Below are 18,379 nucleotides of genomic sequence, written 5' to 3' on the forward strand. Positions count from 1 at the left end.
TTTATGTTACTCAGCGTTATTACTGTTGCCTTCCGTAACCTTGACGGCGTGGTAAAAACCTGGCGGTCGCTGCGCAATCTGGCCCGCGATCCCAGCCTCAGCTTTGAATGGATTGTGGTGGATGGCGGCTCGAACGACGGCACGGCAGAGTTTCTCGAAAAACTGAACGGTGAGTTCAACTTACGCTACATCAGCGAGAAGGACCGCGGCATCTACGATGCGATGAATAAAGGCATTGATATGGCGCAGGGGCGTTACGCCATCTTCCTGAACTCCGGTGATATTTTTCATGAGGATGTGGCGCAGTTTGTTCGCCAGCTCGGCAACGTGCAGGGGAACGCCATCATCATGGGCGACGCTTTACTCGATTTTGGTGATGGCAATAAAGTGCGCCGGGCGGCGAAACCGGGCTGGTATATTTATCACAGCCTGCCGGCCAGCCACCAGGCGATTTTCTTTCCCGTAAGTGGATTAAAAACGTACCCGTACGATCTGCAGTACCGCGTCTCGTCGGATTACGCCCTGACCGCCAGAATGTATAAAGCCGGTTATCCGTTTAAACGTCTGCCGGGCCTGGTCTCTGAATTTTCGATGGGCGGGGTGTCAACCTCGAATAATCTTGAATTATGCCAGGACGCCAAAAAAGTGCAGCGCGAGATATTACGTATGCCAGCTGCACTGGCGGAATTATCTTATTTATTACGTCTGAAAACGACGGGTAAAACCAAAGCCTTATATAACAAAGCCTGAATATAAGGAAACACGATGCAGGAATTAAGCGGCTTCTCTGTGCCAAAAGGGTTTCGTGGCGCAGGTGGTATTAAGGTGCAACTGTGGTGGGCCGTTCAGGCAACGTTATTTGCCTGGTCGCCACAAATAATGTACCGCTGGCGTGCTTTTTTATTACGCCTGTTTGGTGCAAAAATCGGAAAAAACGCAGTGATTCGACCGTCGGTAAAAATTACCTACCCGTGGAAATTAACCTTAGGGGATAACGCCTGGGTGGGCGATGACGCGGTGTTATATACGCTGGGTGAAATTTCGATTGGCGCCAATTCTGTGGTGTCACAGAAGTGTTATCTCTGTACCGGCAGTCACGATTATATGAGTCAACATTTTGATATTAATGCGCAGCCCATCACCCTGGGTGAGAAATGCTGGCTGGCGACCGATGTCTTTGTCGCGCCGGGTGTTTCCATTGGCGATGGCACCGTGGTTGGTGCGCGCAGCAGTGTTTTTAAATCGCTTCCGGCAAATAAGCTTTGCCGTGGCAATCCCGCAGTGGTGATACGCGAACGCGTAGAAACTGAATAACTTCTGATAAGTCTGGAGAAAATAAACATGTCTAAAGTCGCTCTCATCACCGGCGTTACCGGACAGGATGGTTCTTATCTGGCGGAACTCCTGCTGGAAAAAGGCTATGAAGTGCACGGAATCAAACGTCGCGCCTCCTCTTTTAACACCGAGCGCGTGGATCATATCTACCAGGATCCGCATGCAGCAAACCCGAAATTCCACCTGCACTACGGTGACCTGACCGACAGCTCCAACCTGACCCGTATCCTGCAGGAAGTGCAGCCGGATGAGGTCTACAACCTGGGCGCGATGAGCCACGTAGCGGTCTCCTTCGAATCCCCGGAATACACCGCTGACGTGGATGCCATGGGCACCCTGCGTCTGCTGGAAGCTATTCGCTTCCTGGGCCTCGAGAAGAAGACCCGTTTCTACCAGGCATCGACCTCCGAGCTGTACGGCCTGGTGCAGGAGATCCCACAGAAAGAGACCACGCCGTTCTACCCGCGCTCTCCGTATGCCGTGGCGAAAATGTACGCCTACTGGATCACCGTGAACTACCGTGAGTCCTACGGCATCTACGCCTGTAACGGTATTCTGTTCAACCACGAATCCCCGCGCCGCGGCGAAACCTTTGTGACCCGCAAAATCACCCGCGCCATCGCCAACATTGCCCAGGGTCTGGAATCCTGCCTGCACCTCGGCAACATGGACTCCCTGCGTGACTGGGGCCATGCCAAAGACTACGTGAAAATGCAGTGGATGATGCTGCAGCAGGAAAAACCGGAAGATTTCGTCATCGCGACCGGCGTGCAGTACTCCGTGCGTCAGTTCGTTGAGATGGCTGCCGCTCAGTTGGGCATCAAGCTGCGCTTCGAAGGCACCGGCGTGGAAGAGAAGGGTATCGTGGTTTCCGTTACCGGTCATGACGCACCGGGCGTGAAGCCGGGCGATGTAATTGTCCAGGTTGACCCACGCTACTTCCGTCCTGCTGAAGTGGAAACCCTGCTCGGCGACCCAAGCAAAGCGCACGAAAAACTGGGCTGGAAGCCAGAAATCACCCTCCAGGAGATGGTGTCCGAGATGGTTGCCCACGATCTTGAAGCGGCGAAGAAACACTCCCTGCTCAAGTCCCATGGCTACGAGGTTGCCATCGCGCTGGAGTCCTGAGTATGAGCAAACAACGTATTTTTGTTGCTGGTCATCGCGGAATGGTGGGTTCCGCGATTGTTCGCCAGCTGGAACAGCGCGGCAACGTTGAACTGGTGCTGCGCACCCGTGATGAGCTGAATCTGCTGGATGCGGGCGCGGTAGAGGCCTTCTTTGCTGAACAGCGCATCGATCAGGTCTATCTGGCGGCGGCAAAGGTGGGCGGTATTGTCGCCAACAACACCTATCCGGCGGATTTCATCTACGAAAACATGATGATCGAGAGCAACATCATTCACGCGGCGCATCTGCATAACGTGAACAAGCTGCTGTTCCTCGGATCCTCCTGTATCTACCCGAAGATGGCGAAACAGCCGATTGCCGAGAGCGAGCTGTTGCAGGGCACGCTGGAAGCGACCAACGAGCCTTACGCCATCGCCAAGATTGCCGGGATCAAGCTGTGCGAGTCCTATAACCGCCAGTACGGTCGTGACTATCGCTCGGTGATGCCGACCAACCTGTACGGCCCGAACGATAACTTCCACCCGAGCAACTCGCACGTGATCCCGGCGCTACTGCGTCGTTTCCACGAGGCGACCGTCAGCAACGCGCCGGAAGTGGTGGTGTGGGGCAGCGGCACGCCGATGCGCGAGTTCCTGCATGTGGATGACATGGCTGCCGCCAGTATTCACGTGATGGAGCTGGCCCGCGAGGTGTGGCAGGAGAACACCGAGCCGATGCTGTCGCACATTAACGTCGGCACCGGGGTGGACTGCACCATTCGCGAGCTGGCAGAGACCATCGCGCAGGTGGTGGGGTACAAGGGGCGCGTGGCCTTCGACGCCAGCAAACCTGACGGCACCCCACGCAAGCTGCTGGATGTGACCCGTCTGCATCAGCTGGGCTGGTTCCACGAGGTGACGCTGGCCGCAGGGCTGGCCAGCACTTACCAGTGGTTCCTGGAAAACCAGCAGCGTTTCCGGGGGTAGATATGTTTTTAAGTCAGGAAGATTTTGCCACTGTGGTGCGTTCCACACCGCTGATCTCCATCGATCTGATTGTGGAGAACGAGCGGGGTGAGTTCCTGCTCGGGCAACGCACCAACCGTCCGGCACAGGGCTACTGGTTCGTGCCGGGCGGGCGGGTGCAGAAAGACGAGACGCTGGAAAATGCTTTCGCGCGTCTCACTGAGGCGGAGTTGGGGCTGCGCCTGCCGATGACGGCGGGGCAGTTCTACGGCGTCTGGCAGCACTTCTATGACGACAACTTTTCCGGCACCGGTTTCACCACCCACTACGTGGTGATTGGGTATCGCCTGCAGGTGAATGAGGCAGACCTGCGTCTGCCTGATTCCCAGCACGACGATTACCGCTGGCTGAAGCCGGATGCCCTGCTGGCAAGCGATAACGTGCATGACAATAGCCGCGCCTACTTCCTGAATCAGTCAGGGGTGCCGGGTCTATGAAAATATTGGTGTACGGCATCAATTACTCGCCGGAACTCACCGGTATCGGCAAATACACCGGCGAGATGGTGGAGTGGATGGCCAGCCAGGGTCATGAGGTGCGGGTCATTACGGCCCCGCCTTACTACCCGGAGTGGAAAGTCGGCGAGCGCTATTCAAGCTGGCGCTACCGCCGCGAAGAGGGGGCCGCCACCGTCTGGCGCTGCCCGCTGTACGTGCCGAAGCAGCCCTCCACCTTAAAGCGTTTGATTCATCTGGGCAGTTTTGCCCTGAGCAGTTTCTTCCCGCTGATGGCGCAACGTCGCTGGAAGCCGGATCGCATTATCGGCGTGGTGCCGACCCTGTTTTGTACCCCGGGCATGCGCCTGCTGGGCAAACTCTCCGGGGCGCGCACCCTGCTGCACATTCAGGATTATGAAGTGGACGCCATGCTCGGTCTGGGCATGGCGGGCAAAGGCAAGGGCGGCAAAGTCGCGAAACTGGCCAGCGCCTTCGAGCGCAGCGGCCTGCACAACGTGGATTATGTCTCGACCATCTCCCGCTCAATGATGAACAAGGCGCAGGAGAAGGGCGTGGCGGCGGAGAAGGTGATCTTCTTCCCTAACTGGTCTGAAGTGGCGCGTTTTCGCGACGTCACACCTGAAGACGTCGCGGCGCTGCGCGCTCAGCTGGGTCTGGCTGAAGCGCAAAAGATTGTGCTCTATTCCGGCAATATCGGTGAGAAGCAGGGGCTGGAGAACGTTATCGACGCCGCCGCAGCGCTCAGCGATAAGCCATGGCAGTTTGTGATTGTCGGCCAGGGGGGCGGTAAAGCGCGGCTGGAGAAGATGGCCCGCGAACGCGGCCTGCAGAACGTTCAGTTCTTCCCGCTGCAGTCTTACGACGCCTTACCGGCGCTGCTGAAGATGGCCGATTGCCATCTGGTGGTGCAAAAGCGCGGCGCGGCGGATGCGGTTCTGCCCTCCAAGCTGACCAATATTCTGGCGGTGGGCGGCAACGCCGTGATCACCGCCGAAGCCCACACCGAACTGGGCCAGCTGTGCGACACCCTGCCGGGGATCGCCGTGTGCGTGGAGCCCGAGTCGGTGCCCGCGCTGGTAGCCGGGATCGAACAGGCGCTGACGATGCCCAAAGAGAACAGGGTCGCCCGTGACTATGCCGAACGCACGCTCGAGAAAGAGAACGTGCTGAGCCAGTTTATTGCAGATATTCGGGGATAAATCATGAGTAAAAATACGTTGTACCCGGTGGTAATGGCAGGTGGCTCTGGTAGCCGGTTGTGGCCGCTCTCCCGCGTGCTCTATCCAAAACAGTTCCTCTGCCTGAAAGGGGAACTCACCATGCTGCAGACGACGGTGAACCGTCTGCAGGGTGTGGAGTGCGAAAGCCCGGTGGTGATCTGTAACGAACAGCACCGTTTTATCGTCGCCGAGCAGCTGCGTCAGCTGAACAAGCTGACCGAAAACATCATTCTTGAGCCTGCCGGACGCAACACCGCCCCGGCCATCGCTCTGGCAGCGCTGGCAGCCCAGCGCAGCAGCTCGGATTGCGATCCCCTGATGCTGGTGCTGGCAGCGGATCACGTGATCCAGCAGGAAGAGGCCTTCCGCGACGCCGTGCGCGCCGCCATTCCTTATGCCGAAAGCGGCAAGCTGGTGACCTTCGGCATCGTGCCGGATCTGCCGGAAACTGGCTATGGCTACATTCGCCGTGGCAACGTTACGCCGGGCGAGGGCGACAGCCTGGCCTTTGACGTGGCGCAGTTTGTCGAGAAACCGAATATGGAAACCGCCCAGGCCTACGTCGCCAGCGGTGAGTATTACTGGAACAGCGGCATGTTCCTGTTCCGCGCCGGACGTTATCTGGAAGAGCTGGAGAAGTATCGTCCGGATATCCTGAACGCCTGTCAGCAGGCCATGGCTACCGTTGACCCGGATCTGGACTTTATTCGCGTCGATGAAGCCGCGTTCCTTGCCTGCCCGGAAGAGTCGGTGGATTACGCGGTAATGGAACGTACCGCCGATGCGGTGGTGGTGCCGATGGATGCGGGCTGGAGCGACGTCGGCTCCTGGTCTTCCCTGTGGGAGATCAGCGCCCAGACGCCGGAAGGCAACGTCCATCACGGTGACGTGATCAGCCATAAAACTGAAAACAGCTACGTCTACGCCGAGTCCGGGCTGGTGACCACCGTCGGGGTTAAGGATCTTGTCGTCGTACAGACCAAAGATGCGGTGCTGATTGCCGATCGCAACGCGGTGCAGGACGTCAAAAAAGTCGTCGAGCAGATTAAGGCCGATGGCCGCCATGAGCACCACATTCACCGGGAAGTTTACCGTCCGTGGGGCAAATACGACTCCATCGACGAAGGCGATCGCTACCAGGTCAAACGCATCACCGTTAAGCCGGGCGAAGGGCTGTCGGTGCAGATGCACCATCACCGCGCCGAGCACTGGGTGGTGGTGGCGGGAACCGCCAAAGTGACCATCGACGAGGTGGTGACGCTGCTGGGTGAAAACGAATCCATTTACATCCCTTTAGGCGCGACCCACTGCCTGGAAAATCCGGGGAAAATCCCGCTCGACCTGATTGAAGTGCGCTCCGGCTCGTACCTGGAAGAGGACGATATTGTCCGCTTTGAGGACAGATACGGCCGGGTTTAGCCCCAGCGCGTGGCGTGCCGGATGCGCGTTGCTTATCCGGCCTACGGATCGCAGGCCCGGTAAGCGCAGCGCCACCGGGCGATGAATTCAACACCAATGAATAAGGCTCATTAAGAGCCAGGGCCAACTGTTGCCTGAATAAGGGGTAATGATGCAAAAATTAACCTGTTTTAAAGCCTACGATATTCGCGGCAAGCTCGGTGAAGAGCTGAATGAGGACATTGCGTGGCGCATTGGCCGCGCGTACGGCGAATACTTAAAGCCGAAAACCATCGTGCTGGGCGGCGACGTGCGCCTGACCAGCGAATCCCTGAAGCTGGCGCTGGCGAAAGGGCTGCAGGACGCGGGCGTCAACGTGCTGGACATCGGTTTGTCCGGCACCGAAGAGATCTACTTTGCCACCTTCCATTTAGGCGTTGACGGCGGGATCGAAGTGACCGCCAGCCATAACCCGATGGACTACAACGGCATGAAGCTGGTGCGCGAGGGTGCCCGCCCAATCAGCGGCGACACCGGTCTGCGCGACGTGCAGCGTCTGGCGGAAGCCAACGACTTCCCGCCGGTGAACGAAGCAAAGCGCGGCAGCTACAAAAAAATCGACCTGCGTGCGGCCTATATCGACCACCTGCTGGGCTACATCAACCTGGCGAACCTCAAGCCACTGAAGCTGGTCATCAACTCCGGTAACGGCGCGGCAGGCCCGGTGGTGGATGCCCTGGAAGCCCGCTTTAAAGCGCTTAACGTGCCGGTCACCTTCGTGAAAGTCCACAACACCCCGGACGGCAACTTCCCGAACGGCATCCCGAACCCGCTGCTGCCCGAGTGCCGGGCCGATACCCGCAACGCGGTAATTGAGCACGGCGCAGACATGGGCATCGCCTTTGATGGCGACTTCGACCGCTGTTTCCTGTTCGACGAAAAAGGGCAGTTTATCGAGGGCTACTACATTGTCGGCCTGCTGGCAGAAGCATTCCTCGAGAAAAACCCCGGCTCACGCATCATTCACGACCCGCGCCTCTCCTGGAACACGGTGGATGTGGTGTCTGCGGCGGGCGGCACTCCGGTGATGTCCAAAACCGGCCATGCGTTTATCAAGGAGCGGATGCGCGAAGAGGATGCGATTTACGGCGGCGAGATGAGCGCCCATCACTACTTCCGCGATTTTGCCTACTGCGACAGCGGGATGATCCCGTGGCTGCTGGTCACCGAACTGCTGTGCCTGAAGGGCCAGTCGCTGGGTGAACTGGTGCGTGACCGGATGGCGGCCTTCCCGGCGAGCGGGGAGATCAACAGCACTCTCGCGGCCCCGGCCGAGGCGATTGCCCGCGTGGAGCACCACTTTGCCCTGCACGCCCTGGAGATTGACCGTACCGACGGGATCAGCATGACCTTCCCTCAGTGGCGCTTTAACCTGCGCTCGTCGAACACCGAGCCGGTAGTGCGCCTGAACGTGGAATCCCGCGCCGATGCGGCGCTGATGGCGGCGCGAACGCAGGACATTATGGCGCTGTTGAATCAGTAATCCTTGCCCCTCTCCCGACGGGGGAGGGGACCCTGAAACAGGAACAACGATGACAAATCTAAAAAAGCGCGAGCGAGCCAAAACGAATGCATCGTTAATCTCTATGGTGCAGCGTTTTTCTGATATCACCATCATGTTCGGTGGCTTGTGGATGGTGTGTAAACTCAGCGGGCTGCCCTTCCTCTACATGCACCTGCTGATGGCGCTCATCGCGCTGGTCGTCTTCCAGATGATCGGCGGGATGACCGACTTCTACCGTTCATGGCGTGGCGTCAAAATCACCACCGAGCTCCTGCTGCTGTTGCAGAACTGGACTTTAAGCCAGGTCTTCAGCTTCGGGCTGGTCGCCTTCAACAACGACTTTGATAATCGCTTTGCCACCTATTTTGCCTGGTACCTGCTCACCAGCGTGGGGATGGTGGTCTGCCGCTCGCTGATCCGCTTCGGCGCGGGCTGGCTGCGTAACCGCGGCTACAACACCCGCCGGGTGGCGGTGGCCGGGAGTCTGCCAGCCGGGCTGGCGCTGCTCGACGGCTTTCGTAAAGAGCCGTGGCTGGGGTTTGATGTGGTCGGGGTCTATCACGATGCACAGCCCGGCGGCGTCTCGGCTGACTGGGCCGGTAACTATTCTCAGCTGGTGGACGATGCTAAAGCGGGCAAGATCCACAACGTCTACATCGCCATGCCGATGAGCGACGAGGCCAGAATCAAAACCCTGATGCACAAACTGGCGGATACCACCTGCTCGGTGATCCTCATCCCCGATGTCTTCACCTTTAACATCCTGCACTCCCGCATCGAAGAGGTGAACGGCGTGCCGGTAGTGCCGCTGTATGACACGCCGCTCTCCGGGCTCAACCGGGTGCTGAAACGCATGGAGGACATCGTCCTGTCGTCGATGATCCTGCTGCTGATCTCTCCGGTGCTCTGCGCCATTGCCCTGGCGGTGAAGCTCAGCTCTAAGGGGCCGGTGATCTTCCGTCAGACCCGCTACGGCATGGACGGTAAGCCGATCATGGTGTGGAAATTCCGCTCCATGAAGGTGATGGAGAACGACGAGGTGGTGACCCAGGCCACGCAGAACGACCCGCGCGTGACCCGCGTCGGTAACTTCCTGCGCCGCACCTCCCTCGACGAACTGCCGCAGTTTATTAATGTATTAACCGGGGGCATGTCGATTGTCGGCCCGCGTCCCCATGCGGTGGCGCATAACGAGCAGTATCGCACCCTGATTGAAGGCTACATGCTGCGCCACAAAGTGAAACCGGGCATTACCGGCTGGGCGCAGATCAACGGCTGGCGCGGCGAAACCGACACCCTGGAGAAGATGGAAAAACGCATTGAGTTCGACCTGGAGTACATCCGCGAGTGGAGCCTCTGGTTCGATATCAAAATCGTTTTTCTCACCGTCTTCAAGGGCTTTGTGAACAAAGCGGCGTACTAAAATGAGCTTACGTGAAAAAACCCTCAGCGGGGCAAAGTGGTCGGCTATCGCCACGGTGATCATCATCGGCCTCGGGCTGGTGCAGATGACGGTGCTGGCGCGCATTATCGATAACCACCAGTTTGGCCTGCTGACGGTCTCACTGGTGATCATCGCCCTGGCCGATACGCTGTCTGACTTCGGCATCGCCAACTCCATTATTCAGCGTAAGGAGATTAGCCAGCTGGAGCTGACTACCCTCTACTGGCTGAACGTCGGCCTTGGGGTGCTGGTATTCGTCGCACTTTTCCTGCTCAGTGATGTTATTGCTGACGCGCTGAACAACCCGGAGCTGGCGCCGCTGATGCGCGCTCTGTCGTTCGCGTTTGTGGTGATCCCTCACGGGCAGCAGTTCCGCGCCCTGATGCAAAAGGAGCTGGAGTTCAGCAAAATCGGCATGATTGAGACCAGCGCGGTACTGGCCGGATTTACCTTTACCGTGGTGAGCGCCCATTTCTGGCCGCTGGCGATGACTGCTATCCTCGGCTATCTGGTGAACTCTGCCGTGCGCACCCTGCTGTTCGGCTACTTCGGCCGCAAAATTTACCGTCCGGGGTTCCAGTTCTCGCTGGCATCGGTGTCGTCTAACCTGCGCTTCGGTGCCTGGCTGACTGCCGACAGCATCATCAACTACGTGAATACCAACCTCTCCACTCTGGTGCTGGCCCGTACCCTTGGTGCCAGCGTCGCCGGTGGCTTTAACCTCGCCTGGAACGTGGCGGTCGTCCCGCCGATGAAGCTCAACCCCATCATCACCCGGGTGCTGTTTCCGGCGTTTGCCAAAATTCAGGACGACACTGAAAAACTGCGGATCAACTTCTACAAGCTGCTGTCGGTGGTGGGGATCATTAACTTCCCGACCCTGCTGGGGCTGATGGTGGTCTCCGGCAATCTGGTGCCGCTGGTGTTTGGTGAAAAGTGGGTCAGCATTGTGCCGATCCTGCAGCTGCTGTGCGTGGTGGGGCTGCTGCGCGCGGTCGGTAACCCGATCGGTTCCCTGCTGATGGCCAAAGCCCGCGTCGATATCAGCTTCAAATTTAACGTCTTCAAGACATTCCTGTTTATTCCGGCGATCGTCATCGGCGGCCATCTGGCCGGGGCGATGGGGGTCACGCTGGGCTTCCTGCTGGTGCAGATTATCAACACCGTACTGAGCTACTTCGTGATGATTAAGCCGGTGCTGGGTTCCAGCTATCGCCAGTACATGCTCAGCCTGTGGCTACCGTTTTACCTGTCACTGCCGACGCTGGCGGTGAGCTATGGCCTGGGCCTTGCCCTTAACGGCCATCTGCCGCTGGCGGCGCTGGTGGCGGTGCAGGTCGCAGCCGGTGCGCTGGCCTTCGCGGTGATGATTGTGCTGTCGCGTAATGCGCTGGTGGTGGAAATAAAACGTCAGTTCTGCCGCAACGAAAAGATAAAAACGCTGCTTCGCGCAGGCTAATTTTAAGAGGTCATTATGAAATTACTGATTCTGGGCAACCATACCTGTGGTAACCGTGGTGACAGCGCCATTCTGCGCGGCCTGCTGGATGCTATTTACACCTTGTCCCCTGAGACCGAGGTCGATGTGATGAGCCGCTACCCGGTGAGCTCCTCCTGGCTGCTGAACCGTCCGGTGATGGGCGATCCGCTCTACAGCCAGATGAAGCAGCATAACAATGCCGCGGGCGTGATGGGCCGGGTGAAAAAGGTACTGCGCCGCCGCTACCAGCACCAGGTGCTGCTGTCGCGTGTGACCGACACCGGCAAGCTGCGCAATATCGCTATCGCCCAGGGCTTTACCGATTTTGTCCGTCTGCTCTCCGGCTACGACGCCATCATTCAGGTGGGCGGCTCCTTCTTCGTTGACCTGTACGGCGTGCCGCAGTTCGAGCATGCGCTCTGCACCTTTATGGCGAAAAAACCGCTGTTTATGGTCGGCCACAGCGTCGGGCCGTTCCAGGATCCCCAGTTTAACCAGCTGGCGAACTACGTGTTTGGCCACTGCGATGCCCTGATCCTGCGTGAGTCGGTGAGCCTGAATCTGATGCAGCGCAGCGAGATCGATACCACCAAAGTGGAGCAGGGGGTGGACACCGCCTGGCTGGTGGATCATCAGGAGGCGAACTTTACCCCCAGCTATGCCGTGCAGCACTGGCTGAACGTGGTGGGGCAGCAAAAAACCGTCGCCATCACCTTGCGCGAGCTGGCCCCGTTCGACAAGCGTCTGGGTACCACCCAGGCGGCCTATGAAAAGGCCTTTGCCGAGGTGGTTAACCGGGTGCTGGACAGCGGCTACCAGGTGCTGGCGCTCTCTACCTGTACCGGGATCGACAGCTACAACAAGGATGACCGCATGGTAGCGCTCAACCTGCGCCAGCACGTCAGCGATCCGTCCCGCTACCACGTGGTGATGGACGAACTCAACGACCTCGAGATGGGTAAACTGCTGGGAGCCTGCGATCTGACCGTGGGTACCCGTCTGCATTCGGCGATCATCTCCATGAACTTCGGCACGCCAGCCATCGCCATTAACTACGAACACAAATCTGCCGGGATCATGCAGCAGCTGGGCATGCCGGAGATGGCGGTGGATATCCGTCATCTGCTCGATGGCTCCCTGGGCGCGATGGTGGGCGACACCCTGGGCCAGCTGCCGGCCATCAACGAACGCCTGGCGGTGGCGGTGAAAGCCGAACGTGAAAACGGCATCAGAATGGTGAAATCGGTGCTGGATCGGGTCGGGGAGGGCAAATGAAGGTTGGTTTCTTCTTACTGAAATTCCCGCTGTCGTCCGAAACTTTTGTGCTGAACCAGATCACCGCGTTTATTGATATGGGTTATGACGTGGAGATCGTCGCCCTGCAGAAGGGCGACACGCAAAATACCCACGCCGCCTGGACCCAGTACGACCTGGCCAGCAAAACCCGCTGGCTGCAGGATGAGCCGCAGGGCAAGCTGGCGAAGCTGGGCTACCGCGCCCGCCAGACCCTGCGTGGGCTGCATCGCCCGGGCACCTGGAAGGCGCTGAATGTTTCCCGCTATGGCGCCGAATCCCGCAACCTGATCCTCTCCGCCATCTGCGGCCAGACGGTACGGCCCTGGCGCGCGGATGTGTTTATCGCCCACTTCGGTCCGGCAGGCGTGACCGCGGCCAAGCTGCGTGAGCTGGGGGTTATCGAGGGGAAAATCGCCACCGTCTTCCACGGGATCGACATCTCCAGCCGGGAGGTGTTGGCGCACTACACCCCCGAGTATCAACGCCTGTTTCAGCGCGGCGACATGATGCTGCCGATAAGCGATCTCTGGGCCGGACGCCTGAAAAACATGGGCTGCCCGCCGGAGAAGATCACCGTCTCGCGCATGGGCGTGGATATGCAGCGCTTTACCCAACGTCCGGTGAAGAGCCCGGGCAGCCCGCTGCAGATTATCTCGGTGGCGCGCCTGACCGAGAAAAAAGGGCTCCACGTGGCGATTGAGGCCTGCCGCCAGCTGAAAGCGCGTGGAGTGGATTTTCACTATCGCATTCTCGGCATTGGCCCCTGGGAGCGCCGTCTGCGCACCCTGATCGAACAGTATGAGCTGGAGGCGTATGTCGAGATGCCGGGGTTCAAGCCCAGCCATCAAGTCAAAGCCATGCTCGATGCCGCCGATGTCTTCTTACTCCCGTCAGTCACCGGTAAGGATGGCGATATGGAAGGCATCCCGGTGGCGCTGATGGAGGCGATGGCGGTGGGGATCCCGGTGGTCTCCACGGTACACAGCGGCATCCCTGAACTGATCGAGCCCGGTCACTCCGGCTGGCTGGTGGAAGAGAACAACCCTGAGGCGCTGGCCACGCAGCTGGAGCGCTTCGCCGCGCTGGATGACCATGCGCTCTCGCCCGTGCTGCACAATGCGCGGCGGAAAGTGGAGACCGATTTTAATCAACACCTGATCAACCGGCAGTTAGCCACTCTGCTACAGACGCTTTAAAAAGGGAGGCGATATGCCGAAAGAGATGACGCGACGCGCGTTTGTCACCACCTGTTCCGTTCTGGCCGCCGCATCGCTGACAGGCGTGCGGGCCGCCGCGAGCAGCGCCTCGGTAGACATCAGTCGCTATAATCAGCGTGACTGGATCGCGGCCTTCAAAAAGGCCTTTAACGACGCTGATACCGTGGTGGTGCCCGCCGGGCTCACCTGCGACAACATCAATACCGCCATTTTTATCCCCGAGGGCAAAACCCTGCGCATCCGCGGCGCGCTGACCGGCAACGGACGCGGGCGTTTGGTATTGCAGGATGGCAGTAAGATTATCGGCGAAGGGGAGGGGCGCAGCGAAAACATTACCCTTGACGTCCGCGGCTCCGACTGCGTGATCCAGGGGCTGGCGATGAGCGGCTATGGCCCGGTTACTCAAATCTATATCGGCGGTAAAAAACCGCGGGTGATGCGCAACCTGCTGATCGACAACCTGCGGGTGACCAAAGCCAACTACGCGATCCTGCGTCAGGGGTTCCACAACCAGGTGGATGGCGCCAGAATCACCAACTGCCACTTCAGCTATCTGCAGGGCGATGCCATTGAGTGGAACGTGGCGATCAATGACCAGAACATTCTGATCTCAGACCACGTTATCGACCACATCGACTGCACCAACGGTAAAATCAACTGGGGGATCGGCATCGGCCTGGCCGGTAGCACCTACGACAACGCCTACCCGGAAGACCAGGCGGTGAAGAACTTTGTGGTGGCCAATATCACCGGCAGCAACTGTCGCCAGCTCGTGCACGTCGAGAATGGTAAACACTTTATTATTCGTAATGTTAAAGCGCGAAATATCACCCCTGATTTCAGCAAAAAAGCGGGGATTGATAACGCCACGGTAGCCATATATGGCTGCGATAATTTTGTCATTGATAATGTCGAAATGATCGACAGCGCAGGCATGTTAATTGGTTACGGCGTGATTAAAGGCGATTATTTGTCGATACCGCAGAATTTCCGCCTTAACAATATTCATCTCAACAACCAGAAACTTGCGCGGAAATTGCGCGGAATACAGATCTCCTCCGGCAATGCCACCTCATTTGTGGCGATCACCAACCTCGAGATGAAGCGCGCCACGCTGGAGTTGCATAATAAACCTCAGCATCTTTTTATGCGTAACATCAACGTGATGCAGGATTCTAAGAACGGTCCAGCCCTGGCGCTGAATTTCGATCTGCGCAAAGACGTGCGCGGGAAATTTATGGCTCGTGAAGAGACGCTGCTGTCACTGGCGAACATTAACGCGGTTAATGAGAAAGGGCAAAGTTCGGTGGATATCGACCGCATCGATCAGCATACTATTAATACGGAACGGCTGAATTTTAAGCTGCCGAAGCGCTAAATATTAACCAGACGGCATTTTGCGAGGATTCCTGGAATTAAAGCGCCCGGATTCAGACTGCATCCACTGGTATTCGCACGGCAGCGGCGTAACATCTACGCCTGATTTGTAGCAAATCGTGCTGGCGAAACCAGGCTAAAGAGCTATAATTCGGCAACCATTTTAAGGTGGAAGAAATATGATTAATTTGAAAGCGGTTATTCCGGTAGCCGGTCTGGGCATGCATATGCTCCCGGCCACAAAAGCCATTCCTAAAGAGATGCTGCCGATCGTTGACAAGCCGATGATTCAGTACATCGTCGACGAGATTGTTGCTGCAGGGATCAAAGAAATCGTTCTGGTAACCCATTCTTCGAAGAATGCGGTAGAAAACCACTTCGACACCTCCTACGAACTTGAAGCCCTTCTGGAGCAGCGCGTTAAGCGTCAGCTGCTGGCGGAAGTGCAGTCCATCTGCCCACCGGGTGTGACCATTATGAACGTTCGTCAGGCGCAACCGCTGGGGCTGGGTCACTCTATCCTGTGCGCACGTCCTGTCGTCGGCGATAACCCGTTTGTGGTGGTGCTGCCGGACATCATTCTGGACAACGCCTCTGCCGATCCGCTGCGCTATAACCTTGCAGCCATGGTGGCGCGTTTCAACGAGACCGGGCGCAGCCAGGTGCTGGCGAAGCGCATGAAAGGCGATCTGTCCGAATATTCGGTGATTCAGACCAAAGAGCCGCTCGATTCAGAAGGTAAAGTCAGCCGTATCGTTGAGTTTATCGAGAAACCGGATCAGCCACAGACGCTTGACTCCGATCTGATGGCCGTGGGCCGCTATGTGCTCAACGCGGAAATCTGGGCTGAGCTGGAGCGTACCGAGCCGGGTGCCTGGGATCGTATTCAGCTGACGGATGCTATCGCGGAACTGGCGAAGAAGCAGTCTGTCGATGCGATGCTGATGACCGGCGACAGCTACGACTGCGGTAAGAAGATGGGATACATGCAAGCCTTTGTCCAGTACGGCCTTCGCAACCTGAAAGAAGGGCAGAAGTTCCGGGAAAGCATGAAGAAACTCTTAACCAACGACTAATTTCCGGTAGGTCGTTGCACACAACGGCAGTGGATCATTCCAGGCTTGCATTAGCCATGCGGATGACACTGCCGTTTTCGTTTTTAAATATTTTCTTAAATTTCAGGCGGTTAATCGCTGTTTTTTTGTATAGGCAGGCATGTTTTTTCCCTTGTTTCTGCACGCATTTAAGACGACAATTATTAATTGACTTGAACGCTGCCCTGACACGATTTAGCCAGGAGTTGGCGGCCAAATACCTCTCTATTAAGCCACGATCAGTGCACTGGTAGCTGTTAAGCCAGGGGCGGTAGCGTGTCTGATTTTTGAATTTTTGATTCATTAGATGTTCAGAAATTCAATAACCCAATGAACTTATTTAACGGAAATTAACGCGTGAAAATTCTTGTTACTGGTGGTGCCGGTTTTATCGGCTCTGCGGTTGTCCGACATATTATTCAAAACACCCAGGATTCAGTGGTTAATGTCGATAAATTGACCTATGCCGGTAACCTGGAATCTTTGGCGGACGTGAGCACCAGCCCGCGTTACGCTTTTGAGCATGCCGATATTTGCGATAAAGCGGCGATGGATCGTATTTTCGCCGAGCACAAGCCTGATGCAGTTATGCATCTGGCGGCGGAGAGTCACGTTGATCGTTCGATTACCGGCCCGGCTGCTTTTATCGAGACCAACATCGTCGGTACCTACGTGCTGCTGGAAGCGGCTCGCGCGTACTGGTCAACGCTCGGTGAAGAGGCGAAAAAGGCCTTCCGTTTCCACCACATCTCCACTGACGAAGTGTATGGCGACCTGCCGCACCCGGATGAACACCCCGCGTCTACCGCGCTGCCGCTGTTTACCGAGACGACGGCCTATGCGCCAAGCAGCCCGTATTCAGCCTCTAAGGCTTCCAGCGATCACCTCGTGCGTGCCTGGTTGCGTACCTACGGGTTCCCGACCATCGTGACCAACTGCTCCAATAACTACGGCCCATACCACTTCCCGGAAAAACTGATCCCGCTGGTGATCCTCAACGCGCTCGACGGAAAAGCACTGCCGATTTATGGCAAAGGCGATCAGATCCGCGACTGGCTGTATGTTGAAGATCACGCCCGTGCGCTCTATACCGTGGTGACCCAGGGTAAGCCAGGCGAGACCTACAACATCGGTGGCCACAACGAGAAACAAAACCTGGATGTGGTCCATACTATCTGCGATCTGCTTGACGAAATCGTACCGAAAGAGGGCTCTTATCGCGATCAAATCACCTATGTGACTGACCGCCCGGGCCATGACCGTCGTTATGCCATTGATGCCGATAAGATTAGCCAGACGTTAGGCTGGAAGCCGCAGGAAACCTTTGAGAGCGGGATCCGTAAAACCGTGGAGTGGTATCTGGCCAACACCCAATGGGTCGAGAACGTCAAAAGCGGCAATTACCAATCCTGGATTGAACAGAATTACGGGGAACGTCAGTAATGAATATCCTTTTGTTCGGCAAGACAGGGCAGGTGGGCTGGGAGCTGCAGCGTTCGCTCGCGCCTTTAGGTAACCTGATTGCCGTCGATGTTCACTCCAGCGAGTATTGCGGTGATTTCAGTAATCCAGAAGGTGTGGCTGAAACTGTACGTCGCATTAAGCCTGATGTGATCGTCAATGCTGCGGCGCATACCGCAGTAGATAAAGCCGAGTCAGAAGCAGAATTCGCGCAGTTGCTGAATGCCACGAGCGTTGAAGCCATTGCCAAAGAGGCCGAAAAAATCGGTGCCTGGGTTGTACATTACTCCACCGATTATGTTTTTCCGGGCAACGGTGAACAACCGTGGCGGGAAACAGATGCTACTGCACCACTGAACGTGTATGGCGAAACCAAGCTGGCCGGTGAAATCGCCCTGCAGGAAAATTGTGTCCGTCATTTAATTTTCCGCACCAGTTGGGTTTATGCGGGCAAAGGAAATAACTTTGCAAAAACCATGCTGCGTTTTGCGAAAGAACGTGCAGAGATGTCGGTTATCAACGACCAGTTTGGCGCACCAACGGGCGCAGAGTTGCTGGCGGACTGTACGGCGCATGCGATTCGCGTAGCACTGAAGCAACCTGACGTCGCAGGACTTTATCACCTGGTTGCGGGTGGCGTGACCACCTGGTACGACTATGCCGCCCTGGTATTCGACGAAGCGCGTAAGGCTGGCATTGAACTGGCCATTACTCAGCTCAACGCTGTCCCTACCAGTGCTTATCCTACCCCCGCTCGTCGCCCGAATAATTCCCGTCTGAATACCGAAAAATTCCAGCAAAACTTTGACCTCGTATTGCCTCATTGGGAAACCGGGGTTAAACGTATGCTGGCTGAGCTGTTTACGACTACTGCGGTCTGACCTTAAATTTAATGCCCGT

17 protein-coding genes are annotated in these 18,379 nt (G+C 57.2%); 16 read left to right on the forward strand and 1 reads right to left on the reverse strand.

The annotated features are described in order from the left end of the window. Positions 1 to 3: 3 nt before the first annotated feature. The 14 genes from wcaE (at position 4) to galF (ending at position 16,000) form a co-directional block, all read left to right on the forward strand. The gene (wcaE, locus tag WFO70_RS02070) at positions 4 to 750 is read left to right on the forward strand and encodes a colanic acid biosynthesis glycosyltransferase WcaE (protein WP_337014463.1); all 747 of its coding nucleotides are present in this window, start codon (positions 4 to 6) and stop codon (positions 748 to 750) included. Between the two features lie 15 nt (positions 751 to 765). Continuing rightward, positions 766 to 1,314 (forward strand): colanic acid biosynthesis acetyltransferase WcaF, encoded by a 549-nt coding sequence (wcaF, locus tag WFO70_RS02075; protein WP_337014464.1) that lies wholly within the window; start codon positions 766 to 768, stop codon positions 1,312 to 1,314. A 27-nt stretch (positions 1,315 to 1,341) separates the two neighbouring features. Beyond that, positions 1,342 to 2,463, forward strand: a complete 1,122-nt coding sequence (gmd, locus tag WFO70_RS02080) for a GDP-mannose 4,6-dehydratase (protein ID WP_106993498.1) — start codon at positions 1,342 to 1,344, stop codon at positions 2,461 to 2,463. 2 nt (positions 2,464 to 2,465) lie between these two features. Beyond that, a complete protein-coding gene (fcl, locus tag WFO70_RS02085) occupies positions 2,466 to 3,431 on the forward strand; it encodes a GDP-L-fucose synthase (protein WP_337014465.1) in 966 nt (321 codons plus the stop codon). Between the two features lie 2 nt (positions 3,432 to 3,433). After that, on the forward strand, positions 3,434 to 3,907 hold the full coding sequence (locus tag WFO70_RS02090) for a GDP-mannose mannosyl hydrolase (RefSeq protein ID WP_337014466.1): 474 nt from the start codon (positions 3,434 to 3,436) through the stop codon (positions 3,905 to 3,907). Then, complete coding sequence (gene wcaI / locus WFO70_RS02095) at positions 3,904 to 5,127, forward strand: colanic acid biosynthesis fucosyltransferase WcaI (RefSeq protein ID WP_156264205.1); 1,224 nt, start codon at positions 3,904 to 3,906, stop codon at positions 5,125 to 5,127. Before WFO70_RS02090 ends, wcaI begins: the two co-directional genes overlap by 4 nt. Positions 5,128 to 5,130: 3 nt before the next feature. After that, positions 5,131 to 6,567 (forward strand): mannose-1-phosphate guanyltransferase, encoded by a 1,437-nt coding sequence (cpsB, locus tag WFO70_RS02100; protein ID WP_337014467.1) that lies wholly within the window; start codon positions 5,131 to 5,133, stop codon positions 6,565 to 6,567. A gap of 151 nt (positions 6,568 to 6,718) precedes the next feature. Then, positions 6,719 to 8,089: a colanic acid biosynthesis phosphomannomutase CpsG gene (gene cpsG / locus WFO70_RS02105; protein WP_337014468.1), complete on the forward strand. Its 1,371-nt coding sequence runs from the start codon at positions 6,719 to 6,721 to the stop codon at positions 8,087 to 8,089. A gap of 49 nt (positions 8,090 to 8,138) precedes the next feature. After that, positions 8,139 to 9,533, forward strand: a complete 1,395-nt coding sequence (gene wcaJ, locus WFO70_RS02110; RefSeq protein ID WP_337014469.1) for an undecaprenyl-phosphate glucose phosphotransferase — start codon at positions 8,139 to 8,141, stop codon at positions 9,531 to 9,533. Between the two features lies 1 nt (position 9,534). Further along, positions 9,535 to 11,013 carry a colanic acid undecaprenyl disphosphate flippase WzxC gene (gene wzxC, locus WFO70_RS02115; RefSeq protein ID WP_337014470.1) on the forward strand — a complete coding sequence of 493 codons (1,479 nt, stop codon included), beginning with the start codon at positions 9,535 to 9,537 and terminating at the stop codon, positions 11,011 to 11,013. 15 nt (positions 11,014 to 11,028) lie between these two features. Continuing rightward, positions 11,029 to 12,309 carry a colanic acid biosynthesis pyruvyl transferase WcaK gene (gene wcaK, locus WFO70_RS02120; RefSeq protein WP_337014471.1) on the forward strand — a complete coding sequence of 427 codons (1,281 nt, stop codon included), beginning with the start codon at positions 11,029 to 11,031 and terminating at the stop codon, positions 12,307 to 12,309. Then, complete coding sequence (gene wcaL / locus WFO70_RS02125; RefSeq protein WP_337014472.1) at positions 12,306 to 13,526, forward strand: colanic acid biosynthesis glycosyltransferase WcaL; 1,221 nt, start codon at positions 12,306 to 12,308, stop codon at positions 13,524 to 13,526. Before wcaK ends, wcaL begins: the two co-directional genes overlap by 4 nt. A 13-nt stretch (positions 13,527 to 13,539) precedes the next feature. Beyond that, positions 13,540 to 14,925, forward strand: a complete 1,386-nt coding sequence (gene wcaM / locus WFO70_RS02130) for a colanic acid biosynthesis protein WcaM (RefSeq protein WP_337014473.1) — start codon at positions 13,540 to 13,542, stop codon at positions 14,923 to 14,925. A gap of 178 nt (positions 14,926 to 15,103) precedes the next feature. Continuing rightward, the gene (galF, locus tag WFO70_RS02135) at positions 15,104 to 16,000 is read left to right on the forward strand and encodes a GalU regulator GalF (RefSeq protein WP_142486370.1); all 897 of its coding nucleotides are present in this window, start codon (positions 15,104 to 15,106) and stop codon (positions 15,998 to 16,000) included. Between the two features lie 34 nt (positions 16,001 to 16,034). Here galF and WFO70_RS02140 read toward each other — a convergent pair whose 3' ends face one another. Beyond that, positions 16,035 to 16,322 (reverse strand): hypothetical protein, encoded by a 288-nt coding sequence (locus WFO70_RS02140; RefSeq protein ID WP_337014474.1) that lies wholly within the window; start codon positions 16,320 to 16,322, stop codon positions 16,035 to 16,037. A 53-nt stretch (positions 16,323 to 16,375) separates the two neighbouring features. Between WFO70_RS02140 and rfbB the strand changes: the two genes are divergently transcribed. Continuing rightward, the gene (gene rfbB / locus WFO70_RS02145; RefSeq protein ID WP_337014475.1) at positions 16,376 to 17,461 is read left to right on the forward strand and encodes a dTDP-glucose 4,6-dehydratase; all 1,086 of its coding nucleotides are present in this window, start codon (positions 16,376 to 16,378) and stop codon (positions 17,459 to 17,461) included. Beyond that, on the forward strand, positions 17,461 to 18,360 hold the full coding sequence (gene rfbD / locus WFO70_RS02150; protein WP_337014476.1) for a dTDP-4-dehydrorhamnose reductase: 900 nt from the start codon (positions 17,461 to 17,463) through the stop codon (positions 18,358 to 18,360). Before rfbB ends, rfbD begins: the two co-directional genes overlap by 1 nt. The last annotated feature ends 19 nt before the right edge of the window (positions 18,361 to 18,379 follow it).

Origin of the sequence: Leclercia sp. AS011, assembly GCF_037152535.1 — a bacterium.
GTDB lineage: Bacteria > Pseudomonadota > Gammaproteobacteria > Enterobacterales > Enterobacteriaceae > Enterobacter.